Origin of the sequence: Paraburkholderia rhynchosiae (genome assembly GCF_002879865.1) — a bacterium.
GTDB classification, from domain to species: domain Bacteria; phylum Pseudomonadota; class Gammaproteobacteria; order Burkholderiales; family Burkholderiaceae; genus Paraburkholderia; species Paraburkholderia rhynchosiae.
In genome coordinates this window covers 161,829-178,845 of record NZ_PNXY01000002.1, presented here as the reverse complement: position 1 = coordinate 178,845, position 17,017 = coordinate 161,829, and the positions used below count along the sequence as shown (strand labels likewise).

18 protein-coding genes are annotated in these 17,017 nt (G+C 62.3%); 5 read left to right on the top strand and 13 right to left on the bottom strand.

Annotated features, from left to right (window positions below; all coding sequences use genetic code 11):
- Window positions 1–109: 109 nt before the first annotated feature.
- Window positions 110–1,636 (top strand): lysine--tRNA ligase, encoded by a 1,527-nt coding sequence (gene lysS / locus C0Z16_RS03115; RefSeq protein ID WP_102630765.1) that lies wholly within the window; start codon window positions 110–112, stop codon window positions 1,634–1,636.
- 243 nt (window positions 1,637–1,879) lie between these two features.
- Window positions 1,880–2,656 carry a glycine zipper 2TM domain-containing protein gene (locus tag C0Z16_RS03110; protein WP_102630764.1) on the top strand — a complete coding sequence of 259 codons (777 nt, stop codon included), beginning with the start codon at window positions 1,880–1,882 and terminating at the stop codon, window positions 2,654–2,656.
- Between the two features lie 97 nt (window positions 2,657–2,753).
- On the opposite strand, the gene iscX is transcribed toward C0Z16_RS03110, so the two are convergent.
- From iscX to C0Z16_RS03060, 10 genes are all read right to left on the bottom strand, one after another.
- On the bottom strand, window positions 2,754–2,951 hold the full coding sequence (gene iscX, locus C0Z16_RS03105) for a Fe-S cluster assembly protein IscX (RefSeq protein ID WP_007181290.1): 198 nt from the start codon (window positions 2,949–2,951) through the stop codon (window positions 2,754–2,756).
- Between the two features lie 15 nt (window positions 2,952–2,966).
- Window positions 2,967–3,308, bottom strand: a complete 342-nt coding sequence (fdx, locus tag C0Z16_RS03100) for an ISC system 2Fe-2S type ferredoxin (protein WP_102630763.1) — start codon at window positions 3,306–3,308, stop codon at window positions 2,967–2,969.
- Window positions 3,309–3,458: 150 nt separating this feature from the next.
- Entirely contained in the window at window positions 3,459–5,330 is a 1,872-nt protein-coding gene (hscA, locus tag C0Z16_RS03095; protein ID WP_102630762.1) for a Fe-S protein assembly chaperone HscA, read from the bottom strand.
- A gap of 96 nt (window positions 5,331–5,426) precedes the next feature.
- Window positions 5,427–5,954 carry a Fe-S protein assembly co-chaperone HscB gene (hscB, locus tag C0Z16_RS03090; RefSeq protein ID WP_102630761.1) on the bottom strand — a complete coding sequence of 176 codons (528 nt, stop codon included), beginning with the start codon at window positions 5,952–5,954 and terminating at the stop codon, window positions 5,427–5,429.
- Between the two features lie 188 nt (window positions 5,955–6,142).
- Window positions 6,143–6,466 (bottom strand): iron-sulfur cluster assembly protein IscA, encoded by a 324-nt coding sequence (gene iscA / locus C0Z16_RS03085; protein ID WP_102630760.1) that lies wholly within the window; start codon window positions 6,464–6,466, stop codon window positions 6,143–6,145.
- Between the two features lie 188 nt (window positions 6,467–6,654).
- Window positions 6,655–7,068: a Fe-S cluster assembly scaffold IscU gene (gene iscU, locus C0Z16_RS03080; RefSeq protein WP_102630759.1), complete on the bottom strand. Its 414-nt coding sequence runs from the start codon at window positions 7,066–7,068 to the stop codon at window positions 6,655–6,657.
- A gap of 87 nt (window positions 7,069–7,155) precedes the next feature.
- On the bottom strand, window positions 7,156–8,379 hold the full coding sequence (locus tag C0Z16_RS03075; protein WP_102630758.1) for an IscS subfamily cysteine desulfurase: 1,224 nt from the start codon (window positions 8,377–8,379) through the stop codon (window positions 7,156–7,158).
- A gap of 70 nt (window positions 8,380–8,449) precedes the next feature.
- Window positions 8,450–8,980, bottom strand: a complete 531-nt coding sequence (gene iscR, locus C0Z16_RS03070) for a Fe-S cluster assembly transcriptional regulator IscR (RefSeq protein ID WP_006051269.1) — start codon at window positions 8,978–8,980, stop codon at window positions 8,450–8,452.
- A gap of 131 nt (window positions 8,981–9,111) precedes the next feature.
- Window positions 9,112–9,609, bottom strand: coding sequence for a low molecular weight protein-tyrosine-phosphatase (locus tag C0Z16_RS03065; RefSeq protein ID WP_102630757.1), 498 nt, complete (start codon window positions 9,607–9,609; stop codon window positions 9,112–9,114).
- A gap of 168 nt (window positions 9,610–9,777) precedes the next feature.
- Window positions 9,778–10,017 (bottom strand): hypothetical protein, encoded by a 240-nt coding sequence (locus tag C0Z16_RS03060; protein ID WP_102630756.1) that lies wholly within the window; start codon window positions 10,015–10,017, stop codon window positions 9,778–9,780.
- Window positions 10,018–10,287: 270 nt separating this feature from the next.
- Between C0Z16_RS03060 and C0Z16_RS03055 the strand changes: the two genes are divergently transcribed.
- Window positions 10,288–10,803: a hypothetical protein gene (locus C0Z16_RS03055; RefSeq protein WP_102630755.1), complete on the top strand. Its 516-nt coding sequence runs from the start codon at window positions 10,288–10,290 to the stop codon at window positions 10,801–10,803.
- Window positions 10,804–10,996: 193 nt separating this feature from the next.
- Here C0Z16_RS03055 and C0Z16_RS03050 read toward each other — a convergent pair whose 3' ends face one another.
- Together C0Z16_RS03050 and C0Z16_RS03045 are read right to left on the bottom strand one after the other, a co-directional pair.
- Window positions 10,997–12,412, bottom strand: a complete 1,416-nt coding sequence (locus tag C0Z16_RS03050) for a lactate utilization protein B (protein WP_102630754.1) — start codon at window positions 12,410–12,412, stop codon at window positions 10,997–10,999.
- A gap of 10 nt (window positions 12,413–12,422) precedes the next feature.
- Complete coding sequence (locus C0Z16_RS03045) at window positions 12,423–13,145, bottom strand: (Fe-S)-binding protein (protein WP_102630753.1); 723 nt, start codon at window positions 13,143–13,145, stop codon at window positions 12,423–12,425.
- Between the two features lie 179 nt (window positions 13,146–13,324).
- On the opposite strand from C0Z16_RS03045, the gene C0Z16_RS03040 reads away from it, so the two are divergent.
- Window positions 13,325–14,137 carry an IclR family transcriptional regulator gene (locus tag C0Z16_RS03040; protein WP_102630752.1) on the top strand — a complete coding sequence of 271 codons (813 nt, stop codon included), beginning with the start codon at window positions 13,325–13,327 and terminating at the stop codon, window positions 14,135–14,137.
- Between the two features lie 110 nt (window positions 14,138–14,247).
- Here the strand turns inward: C0Z16_RS03040 and pbpG are convergent, their stop codons facing one another.
- A complete protein-coding gene (gene pbpG / locus C0Z16_RS03035; RefSeq protein ID WP_102630751.1) occupies window positions 14,248–15,432 on the bottom strand; it encodes a D-alanyl-D-alanine endopeptidase in 1,185 nt (394 codons plus the stop codon).
- A gap of 770 nt (window positions 15,433–16,202) precedes the next feature.
- On the opposite strand from pbpG, the gene C0Z16_RS03030 reads away from it, so the two are divergent.
- The gene (locus C0Z16_RS03030) at window positions 16,203–16,775 is read left to right on the top strand and encodes a phasin family protein (RefSeq protein WP_006051259.1); all 573 of its coding nucleotides are present in this window, start codon (window positions 16,203–16,205) and stop codon (window positions 16,773–16,775) included.
- Window positions 16,776–17,017: the final 242 nt, after the last annotated feature.

Sequence of the window (17,017 nt, the reverse complement as noted above, 5' to 3'; positions counted from 1 at the left end):
TGAGGTCTTTCACCGACTGGCTGTCCGCAAGCGGGCCACCGCAATATGAGCGCTGAATGCGGCTCACCGGTTGCGGTCACCGAATGCGGACCACGAATACCAAACCATCATGAACGAACCGATCCAACCGAACCTCGTGCCCGAGCTGGACGACAACAAGATCATCGCTGAGCGCCGCGAAAAGCTGCGCGAGCTGCGTGAGCAAGGCGTCGCCTATCCGAACGATTTCCGTCCCACGCATCACGCGGAAGATCTGCAATCGCAGTTCGAGCACACCGACAAGGAAGCGCTCGAAGCGAACCCCCTCGAAGTCGCGATCGCCGGCCGCATGATGCTCAAGCGCGTGATGGGTAAGGCGAGCTTTGCGACCGTGCGCGACGGCTCAGGTCAGATCCAGTTCTTCATCACGCCAGCCGATGTGGGCCAAGCCACGTACGACGCTTTCAAGAAGTGGGACATGGGCGACATCGTCGCAGCGCGCGGCGCGCTGTTCCGCACCAACAAGGGGGAACTGTCGGTGCGTTGCACCGAACTGCGCCTGCTGTCGAAATCGCTGCGTCCGCTGCCGGACAAGTTCCATGGTCTGTCGGACCAGGAGATGAAGTACCGCCAGCGCTACGTCGATCTGATCGTCACGCCCGAAACGCGCAAGACGTTCGTCGCGCGCACCAAGGCGATTTCGTCGATCCGCAAATTCATGGCCGACGCCGACTTCATGGAAGTCGAAACGCCAATGCTCCATCCGATCCCGGGCGGCGCGACGGCCAAGCCGTTCACCACGCACCACAACGCGCTCGATATGCAGATGTTCCTGCGCATCGCGCCGGAGCTGTATCTGAAGCGGCTGGTGGTCGGCGGCTTCGAGCGCGTGTTCGAGGTCAACCGTAACTTCCGCAATGAGGGCGTCTCCGTGCGCCACAATCCGGAATTCACGATGATCGAGTTCTACGCGGCCTACACCGACTACAAGTGGGTGATGGACTTCACCGAGCAGCTGATCCGCCAGGCCGCGATCGACGCATTGGGCACCGCGACGATCACCTACCAAGGGCGCGAGCTGGATCTGGCGAAGCCGTTTCACCGTTTGACGATCACCCAGGCCATCCAGAAGTACGCGCCGCAGTACACGAACGAGCAACTGGCCGATAGCGCGTTTCTGCGCACGGAGCTTAAGAAGTTCGGCGTGGATGCGTCGCAGCCGCAGTTCCTGAATGCGGGCGTGGGCTCGCTGCAACTGGCGCTGTTCGAAGAGACCGCCGAGTCGCAATTGTGGGAGCCGACGTACATCATCGACTATCCGCTCGAAGTGTCGCCGTTGGCACGTGCATCGGACAAGGTCGAGGGCATCACCGAGCGTTTCGAGCTGTTCATTACCGGCCGCGAAATTGCCAACGGCTTCTCGGAGCTGAACGATCCGGAAGACCAGGCCGCGCGCTTCAAAAAGCAGGTCGACCAGAAAGACGCGGGCGACGAAGAAGCCATGTTTTACGACGCCGACTATATTCGCGCGCTCGAATACGGTATGCCGCCGGCGGGCGGCTGCGGTATCGGCATCGACCGTCTGGTCATGATGCTGACCGACAGCCCGAGCATCCGCGATGTGATCCTGTTCCCGCATCTGCGCCGCGAAGACTGAGCGTTGCGCGGTGTGTTTTCAGAAACGCCCGGCCCCTTCAGGCCGGGCGTTTTGGTTTGGGCGCCAGTGCGGCAAAGCGAGTGCAGCGACTGCCAGGGTTGTAACCATCCGTAAGAGCTGCGCTGCGGGGCGCGCGTCGGCAATGGGTTTTCGGCAAATCGTTACAATTTGAAACGTTGAATGGATCGATTTCCGGGAGGCTTGGTCTTATTAAAAGTCACTCTGCCGTAGACGGAGGCCAATATGGATAAGCCCAACACGCAACCCGCCACGCACGTGGCGCAGCCTGCATCGTCCGCACCTCAGCGGCGGCTGCATCCGCTCGTCGCGACCGCTGCGGGTGCTGTCATTATCGCGAGCCTCGTCGCCACCGCGGCGATGACTGGGATGTTCCCGAAAGCGTCCAGCAACGGCGCGCCGACCAACCAGACCCAAACCGCGCAAGTTTTGCCACAAACCGGCCAGCCCGTTGTGGTCGATTCCGCTGCGCCGGCTAACCCGTCGGCGCAGCAGAGTTCCGGACAGATTGTGCAGCAGTCCGCGCCGCAGCAAGCCGAACCGCAGCCGCAACGTGCACCGGCCCCCTCTCCCGCGCAGCAACAGTACACTCAACAGCAATACGCGCAGCAGCAACAGGCACAGCCCGCGCCGCAATACGCGCAACAACGGCCGGCGCAACCTGCCCATTGCTCGACGTGCGGTACAGTCGTCGCGATTTCGGCGGTGCGCCAGGAAGGTCACGGCACGGGCCTTGGCGCAGTAGGCGGCGCGGTGGCCGGCGGCGTGGTCGGCAATCAGTTCGGCAGCGGCGGCGGCCGCACCGCGATGACTTTGCTCGGCGCGCTCGGCGGCGGCCTGGCCGGCAATTCAGTCGAAAAGCATATCCGCAGCAGCACCTCGTATTCGGTGCGCGTGCGGATGGAAAACGGCAAGACGCGCTACTTTACGTATCACGAGGCGCCCCCCTTCCAGCAGGGACAGCGCGTCCGGGTCGAGAACGGCACACTCGTCGCAGGCTAGGTGCTGCGAGCGCGATTCTCGCGCGCATTAAAAAGGCGATTCCAATGGAATCGCCTTTTCTTTACCGCAGCCGCCTGAGCGTAGCGGCCCGGCAAACTCAGTAATCCGCGTCTTCAATCCATGCAGCCTGAATCGCCTCGAGGATCTTTTCGTTCGACCGGTTGGGATCGTCGTCGAATCCTTCCAGTTCGGTGACCCAGCGGTGCAAGTCGGTGAAGCGCACTTGCTGCGGATCGATGTCCTGGTGCTTGTCAGTCAGGGCCATCGCGATGTCTTGCGTATCGGTCCACTTCATGGCTGCGTCCTCCTGTTAGTGGTTTTCCTTCGCGTGATTGATCGAGTAACGCGGGATTTCGACGACCAGGTCCTGCTCGGACGGCACGATCGCCTGGCACGACAGGCGCGAAGCCGGCTCGAGCCCCCACGCCTTGTCCAATAGATCGTCCTCGTCTTCCTCGGACGGCGTCAAGGCGGCGAAACCCTCACGCACGATCACGTGACAGGTCGTGCATGCGCACGACTTCTCGCAGGCATGCTCGATTTCGATGCCGTGATCGAGCAGGCTGTCGCAAATGCTCTTGCCGGGCACGGCATCGATCACCGCGCCTTCCGGGCACAGTTCAACGTGAGGCAGCACAACGATTTGAGGCATACATTTTCCGTTTGGGTCTGAGGCGCGGCCTCAAACAGGCTTCGCACCATTTTACTGGCGACACGCGGAGTTTTTAAGTCCGCGCGGCGCGCTTCCATTTTTTGCGGCGGCCGTCGGTTATCGATGCTGTCGACGCTAGCGGCGCGAGTTTCAGATCTCGTCGAGCTTGCGGCCGGCCAGCGCCCGGCGAATGCCCTTGTTCATGCGGCGGGCGGCGAATTCGTCGGTGCCCTCGGCGAGCGTTTTCGTCGCGGCTTCGATAGCGTCGACGTCGTCGCTTTGCGCGACTGCACGCAAGCCGTTCAGCAGCGCGTCCAGTTCCGCGCGCTCGCTGTCGTCGAGCAGTTCGGCGTCGGCGGCGAGCGCCGCGTCGGTCGCTTCGATCAGACGCCGCGCTTCGACTTGCGCCTCGCGCAGCGCGCGGGCGCGCATGTCGACTTCAGCGGTCGAGAAGCTGTCTTCCAGCATTCGCGCGATGTCGTCGTCGGCGAGACCGTACGAGGGCTTCACCACCACCGACGCCTCCACGCCCGAGCCGAGCTCGCGTGCGAACACGGACAACAGGCCGTCCGCGTCCACCTGATACGTCACGCGGATGCGCGCGGCGCCCGCCGCCATCGGCGGAATGCCGCGCAGCTCGAAGCGCGCGAGCGAGCGGCAGTCGCTGACCAGCTCGCGCTCGCCTTGCACGACGTGGATCGCCATCGCGGTCTGGCCGTCCTTGAAGGTGGTGAAATCCTGCGCGCGCGCGACTGGAATCGTCGAATTACGCGGGATGATCTTCTCGGTCAGGCCGCCCATCGTCTCGACACCCAGCGACAGCGGGATCACGTCGAGCAACAGCCAGTCGTCGCCGTCCGCGCCACGGTTGCCCGCGAGCAGATCGGCCTGGATCGCAGCACCGAGCGCGACAACCTGATCCGGATCGAGATTCGTCAGCGGCGGCTGGCCAAAAAACGATTCGACCGCGCGGCGAATCACCGGCATGCGCGTCGCGCCGCCGACCAGCACGACGCCCTTGATCTCTTTCGTCGTCACCTTGGCATCGCGCAGCGCCTTTTTCGTCGGGCCGAGCGTGCGTTGCACGAGCGCCTGAGTGATGGCCTCAAAAGTGGCCTCCTCGATCGTCAGATCGACCGTGGTGCCGTTCGAGAGCGTCGCGGCGAGGGTTGCTTCAGGCGCGTCCGACAACGCCTCCTTGGTCGTGCGCACGCTGTCGAGCAGCAGACGTACATCTTCCGGCGCGAGCGAATGCGGCGCAATGCCCGCCTGCTGCAGCACGTGGCGATACAACGCGTGGTCAAAATCGTCGCCGCCGAGCGCCGAGTCGCCGCCCGCCGCGAGCACTTCGAACACGCCCTTGGTGAGTTTCAGGATCGACAGGTCGAACGTGCCGCCGCCGAGGTCATAGACCGCGTACAAGCCTTCCGAGCCGTTATCGAGGCCATAGGCAATCGCGGCCGCGGTCGGCTCGTTCAGGAGGCGCAGCACGTTCAGACCGGCTAGGCGCGCGGCGTCCTTGGTCGCCTGGCGCTGCGCTTCGTCGAAGTAAGCCGGCACCGTGATCACCGCGCCGACCAGTTCATCGCCGAGCGTGTCTTCCGCGCGCTGGCGCAGCGTCGCAAGAATTTCCGCCGACACTTCGACCGGGCTCTTCACGCCGTCAACGGTACGGATCTGCACCATGCCGGGTGCGTCGATGAAATCGTAGGGCGCGTTTTCGGCGCCCTCCACTTCCGCCTTGCCGCGTCCCATGAAACGCTTGACCGAGACGATCGTGTTGCGCGGATCGGTTGCCGCTTCAGCCTTGGCCGTGCGGCCGATGCGGCGGCCGCCCTTTTCGAGGTAGCGCACCACCGAGGGCAGCAGCACGTGACCGTCTTCGTCGGGCAGCACGTCGGGCACACCGCTGCGCACAGCGGCGACGAGGGAGTTGGTCGTGCCGAGGTCGATACCGACCGCCAGACGCCGCTGATGAGGCGCCGGCGCCATGCCGGGTTCGGAGATTTGCAGTAAGGCCATCTGGATCTTCTCGGAGCCCCAGGCCCCGTCCTGAATTTGCGTTGCTGGATGTAATGCCAAAGCCGCGCTCGCGCTGAGGCAACGCGGCTGCCCAGGCTAGTTCTCGAGCCGCTCGATCTGCGCGCTGATTTCCGCCGCCACGCGTTCGATGAACATCAACTGTCGCACCGCTTCGCCCGCCGCCTGATTCGCACCGCTGTCGAGCAACGCGCCGAGCTTGTCGAAACGCACGCGCTCTTCGTCGCGCAATTCGATGAGCAAAGCGTCGAGCGCGTCGATGTTCTTCGCGGCGGCGGCGTCTTCAATGCCTTCGCGCCATTCCATCTGCTGCATCAGAAACGCCGGTTCCATCGCCGTATTGTCGTGCGCGCCAACGTCGATGCCGCGCAGATGCAACAGATACGTCGCGCGCTTCAACGGATCGCGCAGCGTCTGGTACGCCTCGTTCGTGCGCGTCGCCCATTGCATCGCGATGCGCTTTTGCGCGTCGCCGGCCGCCGCGAAGCGGTCGGGATGCACTTGCGCCTGCACCGTGCGATAAGCGTGATCCAGTGCAGCCGGATCGAGCGCGAATTGCGCCGGGAGACCAAACAGGTCGAAGTGGCTATCGTTCAGCGAGGCCATCGAATAAGAAATTCCGTTCAGCAAAGCGCACTGCAATGCAGTCTCGCAGTGCAATCTATAAAGACGGCTCAGAACATGGCTGAGAGCATGGCTGAAAAGCGCGGCAAGGGCCTGGCAGCAAATCCGCTGAGCAAACTAAAAAGGCGGCCCGCGCCGCCTTTTGTCCGCCGCACGCGGAAGTGTTCGAGTTAGACGCGGAACGACTCGCCGCAGCCACACTCGTCTTTCACATTCGGGTTATTGAACTTGAAGCCTTCGTTCAGCCCTTCGCGCGCAAAGTCGAGTTCGGTTCCGTCGATATAAGCGAGGCTCTTGGGGTCGACAATGATCTTCACGCCGTTGCATTCGAACACCTCGTCCTCGGGCGCGAGTTCGTCCACATACTCGAGCTTGTAAGCCAAGCCGGAGCAGCCGGTAGTGCGCACGCCCACACGCAGGCCCACGCCTTTACCGCGACGGGTCAGATACTTCTGGACGTGCTGTGCTGCCTTCTGGGTCAACGTAATTGCCATAGCGTTTCTCATTGCGCGGTGCGTGTCGACGCACCGCTACCCTGCCTGCATCAAATGCCGCTCATGCCTGACGGCGCTTTTTTCATCGCGCCGCCCGCTTCGATTCACTCAACCGCTGCTCAGCCGCTTCTCAGCCGTCACTCAGACATCATCGAGCCGCGCTGCAACTGCCGCTGAAATGCGTTGCCTCAGGCGTGTTGCTTCTCGCCTTCGACGACCGCTGCACCGTGGCGCTGCTTGTAGTCGGCGACCGCTGCCTTGATCGCGTCTTCCGCGAGAATCGAGCAGTGGATCTTTACCGGCGGCAGCGCGAGTTCTTCGGCGATCTGCGTGTTCTTGATCGACATGGCCTGATCGAGCGTCTTGCCCTTCACCCATTCGGTGACGAGCGAACTCGACGCGATGGCCGAACCGCAGCCGTACGTCTTGAACTTCGCGTCTTCGATGATGCCGTCTGCGCCCACGCGGATCTGCAGTTTCATCACGTCGCCGCAAGCCGGCGCGCCGACCATGCCGGTGCCGACCGTGTCGTCGTCCTTCGCGAACGAGCCGACGTTGCGCGGGTTTTCGTAGTGGTCCAGAACCTTATCGCTATAAGCCATGATTACACTCCTTGATTCGTTTCAACCTGCAATTCGATAAACGCGCGAACTACGACGCGATGAATTCGACTTCGACCAGCCGGCGCGTCAGTGCGCTGCCCACTGGATGGTCGAAATGTCGATGCCGTCCTGGTGCATTTCCCACAGCGGCGACAGATCGCGCAACTTCGAAATCTTGGTCTTCAGCAGATTGATCACGTAGTCCACATCCTGCTCGGTCGTGAAGCGGCCCACCGTAAATCGGATCGAGCTGTGCGCGAGTTCGTCGTTACGGCCGAGCGCGCGCAGCACATACGACGGTTCCAGCGAAGCCGACGTACAAGCCGAGCCCGACGACACCGCGACGTCCTTGACCGCCATGATCAGCGATTCGCCTTCGACGAAATTGAAGCTGATGTTCAGGTTGTGCGGCACACGCTTTTCCATGTCGCCGTTCACATACACTTCGTCGATCTCCGACAGGCCGCGCAGCAAGCGGTCGCGCAGCATGCGAATGCGCTCGTTTTCGGTCGCCATTTCTTCACGCGCGATACGGAATGCTTCGCCCATGCCGACGATCTGGTGCGTCGCCAGCGTGCCCGAACGCATGCCGCGCTCGTGGCCGCCGCCGTGCATCTGCGCTTCGATACGCACACGCGGCTTGCGGCGTACGTACAGCGCGCCGATGCCCTTCGGACCATAAGTCTTGTGCGCCGAGAACGACATGAGGTCGACCTTCAGCTTTTGCAAATCGATGTCGATCTTGCCGGTGGCCTGTGCCGCGTCCACGTGAAAAATGATGGCTTTTTCACGGGTGATATCGCCGATCGCCTCGATGTCCTGAATCACGCCGATTTCGTTGTTCACCGACATGACCGACACCAGAATCGTGTCCGGGCGAATCGCGGCCTTGAACTTCTCGAGGTCGATCAGACCGTCGTCCTTGACGTCCAGATAGGTGAGCTCGAAGCCTTCGCGCTCGAGTTCGCGGCAGGTGTCGAGCACGGCCTTATGCTCGGTCTTTACCGTGATGATGTGCTTGCCCTTGCTCTTATAGAAGTGCGCGGCGCCCTTGATCGCGAGGTTGTCCGATTCGGTTGCGCCCGAGGTCCAGATGATTTCACGCGGATCGGCGTTCACCAGCGCCGCGACATTCTCGCGCGCTTCTTCGACTGCGCGCTCCGCCGTCCAGCCATAGGAGTGGCTGCGCGATGCGGGGTTGCCGAACTGCTCGCGCAGATACGGAATCATCTTGTCCACCACGCGCGGGTCGACCGGGGTCGTGGCGCTGTAGTCCATGTAAATGGGCAGGTGGGGAATGTCGTTGTTCATCTATCGCTCCGGGGACGTCATGTGCTCTGGCTTCTGGATTCGCTATCGGCTGCGGTGATGTCGCGCCGCCTTACGAACCGGCCATGTTGAAAACGGAATTGGGCCCTTTCGGCGCCACGCGAACCGGCTCGACCGCCGGCGCCTCGCTGCGCCTGTCGCGCAACACGGCCGGCGCGCCTTCGCGCGAACGCTGCTGATCGACCAGATCTTTCAGGGAGACCGAATCCAGGTACTCGACCATTTTCTGGTTCAGCGTGGACCACAGTTCATGTGTCATGCAGTGGCCGTCGTGCTGTTTGGTGCCCTCGCACGAGCCCTTGCCGCCGCATTGGGTGGCGTCGAGCGGCTCGTCGACCGCGATGATGATGTCGGCTACGGTCACGTCTTCGGCCCGGCGGGCAAGGTTATAGCCGCCGCCCGGTCCGCGCACGGACTCGACAATTTCGTGGCGACGCAGTTTGCCAAACAGCTGCTCGAGGTAGGACAGGGAGATATGTTGGCGCTGGCTGATACCCGCAAGCGTCACCGGCCCCTGCTCCTGGCGCAATGCCAGGTCAATCATCGCCGTGACGGCGAAACGGCCTTTCGTGGTGAGTCTCATATGTAGGGGAACCGCTATTCTCGACAAGTTTTGTCAAGTATAAATACATGAGCGATTTAGTCAAGTATCCCTATCGCGATTTGGGTCATTCGCTTAATTGTTGCCGCGCTTTTTTCTGCGGACGTGGCGAGCTATCCGATCAATTGGGGACGCAGCGCCGCGATCAGGCCCCGGCACGCTGCTTCGCATTGATCCAGCACCTCCTCGAAACCTTCGGCGCCACCGAAATACGGATCGACGACTTCGCGCGCGCCGCCCCAACGAGCATCGGCTTCGGGCACGAACTCCATCAGCAGGCGGATCTTGTCCTGCTGCTCGGGCGGGCAAACCTGGCGCAGCGCGGCGACGTTCTTGTCGTCCATTGCGATCAGCAGATCAAAACGCTCGAAGTCGATGCCCGCGATCTGCCGTCCGCGCAAGGCCGCCAGGTCGTAGCCCCGGCCGCGCGCCGCGTGCTGGGCGCGCTCGTCGGGTGGATGCCCGATGTGCCAATCGCCGGTGCCGGCCGAATCGATAAGAATGCGTTCGCTCAGCTTCGCCTCTTCGACGAGACGGCGCATCACGCCTTCCGCGGTCGGCGAACGACAGATGTTCCCGAGGCAGATAAAGCAGATGGACACGGTTTTCATCGGAGGCTTCTTCAGACGCTTCAGGGCGCAGTGCGGGACGCCAGGCAGCGCCTGCCGCGCAGTGCCGCGCAGTGCCGGCGCAGTGCCGGCGCAGTGCCGCGATTATACAAAGCCGTGGGCAATTTCGCCGGATGTGGCGCCGCCTCGGCCGCTCTTTTCTCGGCTAGCTCAGGATGCTTGCGGCAGCCGCATCGCGGTAACGGCGCGCAGCGGTTTGGCCGGCGGCGACGAAGCGTTGTCGATCATGCCGTACGAGACCGCGCGCGCGAGTTCCGCAGTCAGCTGGTCTGCCGCGAGCGGCGCTTGGGACGCGCGGTTGGCGGCGTCGCCGCAAATGTGCAGGTACGCTACCGCCGCGAGCGCGACGACGAGTGCCAAGGGCCAATACACCGCTATTGTCTTTTTCATGATGTGGTTTCTTCCGATTGATGGCTCGCGAGCTCATGACCCGCTATGCCCGATACGAATCTTATAGAGATAGACAATCGGGAAAAACCCGTCGCGATGCGATACAGCGTTGCTGGCAGTGGAACAGTGAATTGATGCCACGGCTATGCGCGCCCGGTGATATAACGCCTGGCATGAAAAATAAGTCCTTACAAAAGCATACAAAGCTACCGCGACAGATGCGGATAATTGCGGTCTCATAGATACGAAACTTCCTGCTTCGGGCTCGAAATGAAACGCTTCGCACCTTTCGCCGCTGTCGCCGTCGCCGCCTTGCTGGGCGGCTGTGCCGTCTACCCGGACGGAACGCCGATGTACAGCAACGGCTACAGCACTTATGACGGCTACGATGCCTACGGCGCGCCGGTCCCGCAGACCAACGTCTATATGGGCTACAGCAATTATTACGGCCCGGGCTATTACGACGGCCCCGGGCGCTACTACGGCCCAGGTCCCGGTTATCGCGGTTACCCAGGCGGGCGACCGTACCACGGCAACGATGGGGACAACGACAACCATGGCGGCAACGGCGGATGGCACGGCCAGCCTAACGGTGGGCCACCTCAGGGCGCAGCCGCCGGCCCCCGTGGACCGAGCGGATCGAATGCGCCGCGCCCGGCGGCCGCGCCGCCGCCCCCACCCGCACCGACGCAGCAGGCAGGCGGCGGAGGCGGCCGCGGGAATGGTGGCGCACCGGTGGTTCGAGGAAATCCGAATCGCCCGTCGGGTGGCCCGACGGATCACTAAGGCTGCGCTCTTTGCAGCGTCGAGGCGGGCGGGCGGTGAGTTTGTGCGCCACCGCGTCGCTTGGACGCTGCGGCGCGCGCGAATAGGTGAATGGCCGATTTGCGGCTGGTGCCGGTCGGCCACGCAGCGAAAACTGCGGGCGTCTCAAGTGCCGGTCATTGGCATGACCGGTTGATGCGAACCGCCTTATCCATCAACCGATATGGCTGCGTTGCGCGGCGTACAGCTCCCTGAACGTACGCCCGACCGGCGCCGGCATGTCACGCGTGTTGGTCCAGCCGGCGCCGCCCAAGGGCAGTTTGGCGATCGAACGATTGCGGCCGCCCATGCGTTCGAGCACACGCACGGCCAGCTTCGTGAAGAGCGCGTAAGCGTCCGGATGCATCGCAAGAAAACCCCACACCGCAAGGCCTGCGCGCTCCCTCCACGGACGCAGGCGCCGCTCGACCTGTTTCTCGCGCAGCTTGCGCAACAAATCGGACAACGGAATGCCGACAGGGCAGACGCTATTGCACTCGCCGCATAGCGTTGCGGCCTGCGGCAGATCCAGCGCCTTATCGAGGCCGACATAGCTCGGCGTCAACACTGAACCCATCGGGCCGGGATAGACCCAACCGTACGCGTGACCGCCCACCTTCTGATACACCGGGCAATGATTCATGCACGCGCCACAGCGAATGCAGCGAAGCATTTCCTGGAAATCGCCGCCGATCAGACCCGTGCGCCCGCCGTCGACCAGCACCACATACATATGCTCCGGCCCGTCCTGATCGCCCTCGCCTCGCGGGCCGGTCAGCACGGAGAAATAGTTCGACGTGGCCTGGCCGGTTGCTGAGCGCGGCAGCAGGCGCATGGCCGTCGCGAGGTCTTCCAGCGTAGGCAACACTTTTTCGATACCCGTGACGGCCACGTGCACGCGCGGCATCACCGTGCACATGCCTTCGTTGCCCTCGTTGGTGACGAGCACGACCGAGCCGGTTTCCGCGATCACGAAGTTGCCGCCGGTCACGCCCATGTCCGCGCTCATGAAGTGCGGACGCAGCATCTCCCGGGCTTCGCGCGTCATGTCCGGGATTTCGGTGAGGCGCGGTCGGCCATGCGTTTTTGCGAACAGATCGGCGATCTCGTCCTTATCCTTATGGACGACCGGCGCGATGATGTGGCTCGGCGGCTCGTTGTCGTTGATCTGCAGAATGTATTCGCCGAGATCGGTTTCGATGGACTGCACGCCCATTTGCCCGAGCACTTCGTTCAGGCGCATTTCCTCGGTGACCATCGACTTCGTCTTGATCACCTTTCTCACGTCGTGCCGGCGCGCGATATCGCCGACGAGCCGCGCGGCCTCCTGCGTCGTCTCCGCAAAGAGCACGGTGACGCCGCGCCGGGCCGCCTCGCGCTCGAAGGTCTCTAGCCACACGTCGAGCTTCTCCAGCGCGCGATCGCGGCGCTCCTTTAGCGCCGCGCGCGTGGCGGCAAAGTCGATTGCCGTGAGGGCCGTGGCGCGCGCGGACACGAACTTGGTCGACAGCTTGGTCAGGTTCTGCTGCAGCCGCTGGTCCGCGAGTTTCTGACCGGCGCGCGCCTTGAATTGCATGGACTGGATTTGCATGCCGATGCCCTCACACGTCGCCGGCCAGTACTTGCGCGATATGTAGCACGCGCGTGGCGGTATCGCCGGTACGCCTCAGACGGCCTTCAATATTAAGCATGCAGCCGAGGTCGCCGAGCACGACCGCGCCGGCGCCGCTCGCACGGATATTCGCGCATTTTTCGTCGACGATCGCCGTGGAAATGTCGCCGTACTTGACCGCGAAAGTGCCGCCAAACCCGCAGCAATGCTCGCAGCCTTTCATCTCGGCCACCGCCACGCCCACTTGCGCGAGCAGTTCGCGCGGCTGCGCCTTGACGCCGAGCTCGCGCAGACCGGAGCAGGAGTCGTGATAAGTGACCTGCCCCGCGAACTCGCCCGGCTGCAATTGAATTTTGGCGACATTGACGAGGAAATCGGTCAGTTCGAACACCTTGGCGCGCAACCGGCCGAAGCGGTTCATCAGTTCGGGATCGTCGGCGAAGAGGTCGCCGTAGTGCGCGCGGATCATCCCGCCGCACGAGCCCGACGGCACCACGACGTAATCGAACTGCTCGAACTCACGCAGCGTTTTTTCCGCCAGATCACGCGCAATGCGCCGCTCGCCGGAGTTATACGCGGGCTGCCCACAGCACGTTTGCGCGGGCGGCACCGCAACTTCGAAGCCGGCCCCTTCGAGCAGCTTGATGACCGAAAAACCGATTTCGGGCCGCATAAGGTCGATCAGGCAGGTGACGAACAATCCGACTCGCATGAGCCCTCCTCCGGGAAAACGTCCCTGATTATCCGCTGTTTGGCGCACAATACCAACGCCCGGAAGGCACAGGACGAACGCTGCGTCGAATTCGAAAAGCTCTTCCAGGTGCGTTCGCTTTTTTCACGATACGAGATACAATCAATTTCCGCTGTTTGACGCGTCAACCGATTCCTCCCATGAGCGACACGAACCCGGATCCCAAGACTTCGATCCAGGTGATCGAACGCATGATGCGCTTGCTCGACGCACTCGCTGCGCATAGCGACCCGGTCAGCCTGAAAGAACTCGCCATCCGCACGGAACTGCATCCGTCTACCGCCCACCGCATCCTGAACGATATGGTGATGTGCCGGCTCGTCGACCGGTCCGATCCCGGCACCTATCGGCTCGGCATGCGCCTGCTCGAACTGGGCAATCTTGTGAAAGCGCGCCTGTCGGTGCGCGACGCGGCGCTGACGCCAATGCGGGACTTGCATCGCCAGACCGGCCAGACGGTGAATCTGTCGGTGCGTCAGGGCGACGAAATCGTGTACATCGAGCGTGCGTATTCGGAGCGTTCGGGCATGCAGGTGGTGCGGGCTATCGGCGGGCGCGCGCCGCTGCATCTCACATCAGTGGGCAAGCTCTTTCTCGCCGCCGACGAATCGACGCGTGTGCGTGCCTACGCCACACGCACCGGCTTGTCCGGCCACACGCAAAACAGCATCACCGATCTCGCCAAGCTCGAACGCGAACTATCCCACGTGCGCCAGCAGGCCTGCGCGCGCGATAACGAAGAGCTGGAACTGGGTGTGCGCTGTATCGCCGCCGGGATTTACGACGACACCGGCAAACTGGTCGCGGGTTTGTCGCTATCGGCGCCGGCGGACCGTTTGCAGGATTCCTGGCTCGGACAGCTCAGCCAGACGGCACTGGTGATTTCAGAAGCACTCGGGTATCGGCCGCAAGCCTCGCAAGATCACGGTCACCATCCGGGTTCGCACGCGTAAGCCGAATGCGGCGAGCCGCGGCTGCATGAAAAAAGCCCCGCAAAACGCGGGGCTTTTCGTTTCGAGCGTTTCAAGCGGCCGGTTCGCAAACCAGCCACCAAAGCAGAAGCTCAGGTGCCCGGCCCGCTGGCGTCCGCGCTCGTGATGCGCGCCTGATCGCCGCCGTTGTCGAGCCACGTGCGCAGCCGCGTGGCGTCCGCGAAACGCGAATACTTACCCGACGAGTCGAGCAGCACCAGCACCATTGGGCGGCCGTGGATATTGGCCTGCATCACGAGGCACTCGCCAGCTTCGTTGATGAAGCCGGTCTTTTGCAGACCGATGTCCCACGTCGGGTTGCGCACCAGCGCATTCGTGCTGTTATAAGCCAGCGTGCGCTTGCCCGTGTAGACCTCGTAGCTGTGGTCGGTGGAGAACTTGCGGATCACCGGATATTGATACGCCGCGTTGACCATCTTCACCAGATCGCGCGCGCTCGACACGTTCTGGCTCGTCAACCCCGTCGGGTTTTCGAAGTGCGTGTCGGTCATGCCGAGTTGCCGCGCCTTCGCGTTCATGGCCGCCAGAAACGCCGGGCGGCCGCCCGGGAAATAGCGCGACAATGCCGCCGCGGCGCGGTTTTCCGAAGCCATCAGCGCGATGTGCAGCATGTCTTCACGCGAGAGCACCGAGCCGACCGACAGGCGCGAGCCGGTGTTCTTTTCGTAATCGCGGTCTTCGTCCGTGACTTCGAGTTGATCGGTCAGAGACTCTTTCGAATCCAGCACGACCATTGCTGTCATCAGCTTGGTGATCGACGCAATGGGCACCACGGCGCGCGAATTCTTGTCGAAGAGGGGCTCGCCGGTGTTCTGATCGACGACGTAGGCGACGCTCGAGCGCAGCATCAGCACGTCCGGCGTTTCGTGCAGGCCGAACGCCTGGCCGACGGTCGGCTGACGCGGCTCATATGCGACGCGGCGCATCACCGAGTGATGACGACCGTTCGACGTATAAGTCACGCGCTTGCGCTTGACGCTCGTGCGCGGCGCGTCGTCCTCAGCAGCCACGGACTTGACGGCGGCGCCCTTGCCGGCTTTCGCGGCCTTGGCCGATACCTTGCCAGTGGCGGCGGCCGGCTTCTTAACGGCTTTGGCGGGCTTCGAAGTGTTTGCGGATCCAGCAGGCGTAGCGGCAAAAGTGCTCACAGGCGTGGCAAATGCCGCCGCGATGGCTATCGAGGCGGCCACCGACAGAGCGGTGCTACGCGCCGCGCCGTGGATCACTTTTAGCGACGAAAACATGTCGGTTTTCATGGGTGTTCTGTAGGGAGCGGCGAGAGTTTTCCGCAAGTGTAGTAAAACAACGAAAAATTAGCAATTTGAAGCACTTATGCGCACTCCTTAAACCGGCTTGTAAGCTCCGATCGCAAAAACACAAAGAAGTGCCGCACCTTGATCGAAAAAAACGATCGACAGGCGCGTCGCCTAGCCGCCACCGTCACGTTAAAAAGGTGTGATCCCTTCAGCATAACGGCAATTTCGAGACAACCTTGATGAGGGGAAACACGGTCGTGCCACGAGCGGAATGCCCCGCGCCGTGGGAGCGCTGCCGGAAATTCGCTGCGTAGCATTCAGTCTTAAATGCCTGCTGGAAATCGCAGACGCGCATTCGACCGGTACCAGCGCTTAACGTTCCGTGACACTTTATGGTTTACATCAATTCGCTTCCTGGGCGACCTTTTGTTAAATAGAGGCCCGCGAAACTTTTTGCGGCGCACTAAGGGGCTACCAAAGCGGGCATAAAGCGGAATTCAATACCGCTTTATACGCGCACCACCTCGGTGCGGCGGTCAATTCGACCTGCGTCACGCATCTGTCATGCGGGCCGCATAAGCTATTGTTTCTAAGCAGTTTCTTAACATTGTGCGATGCACAAAAACCGCTTGACATTCCTTGCCGCTATCTTAAAATAGTACCCATTGCTGCGATGCACAAAACATCGCGGTCCGGGCAGACGAATTTGTGCGTCTCGCCACCACCCAATGCGGTCCGCAAAGATCGGCCGCAATCCAGGAGCGTAAACCATGACTCTGCTGACCCCCGAGCAATTCGCTGCAGCCCAGAAAGCCAACTTTGAAACGCTGTTCGGTCTGACGACCAAGGCATTCGAAGGCGTCGAAAAGCTGGTCGAACTGAACCTGCAAGTCGTGAAATCGACGCTCGCGGAAAGCCAGGAAAATGCCCAACGCGCGCTGTCCGTCAAGGACGCGCAAGAGTTGCTGGCCCTGCAAGCGAGCCTCGCACAACCGGTCGCTGAAAAGGCCCTGTCGTATGGCCGTCACGTGTACGAAATCGTTTCGGCAACGCAAGGCGAGTTCGCCCGCGTAGCGGAAGCGCAATTCGAAGAGCAGAACCGCAAGGTCCAGTCGCTCGTCGAAAACGTCGCGAAGAACGCACCGGCCGGTTCGGAAACCGCTGTCGCCGTGATCAAGTCGGCCATCACCGCCGCCAACACGACGTACGAAACGGTTCACAAGGCGACCAAGCAAGCTGTCGAAATCGCCGAAAGCAACTTCAATGCAGCCGCAACGGCCGCGTCGAAGGCAGCTTCGCAAGCCGCCGCGCAAGCATCGCGCTCGGCCAAGAAGCCGGTCTAAGTTTCAGGCCCGCTTCGGGCGCGACTCGAAGGCGTTATTTGCGCCGGCCCAGCTCACCCGCTGCGCCGGCGTTTCTGTAAGCAACAGCGTCGTGCCGTTGCCGCTCACACGGTTTTAATTGGCCGAACGCTCCGATACGTTGAAAGACGTATCGTTTGCCCGGCGAAGCGCCGGGATTTTTTTGCCGGCGTTTCGCGCGTCGGCAGGCGGCTGCAACCTGACTGCAAGCTGCTAGAACCAGA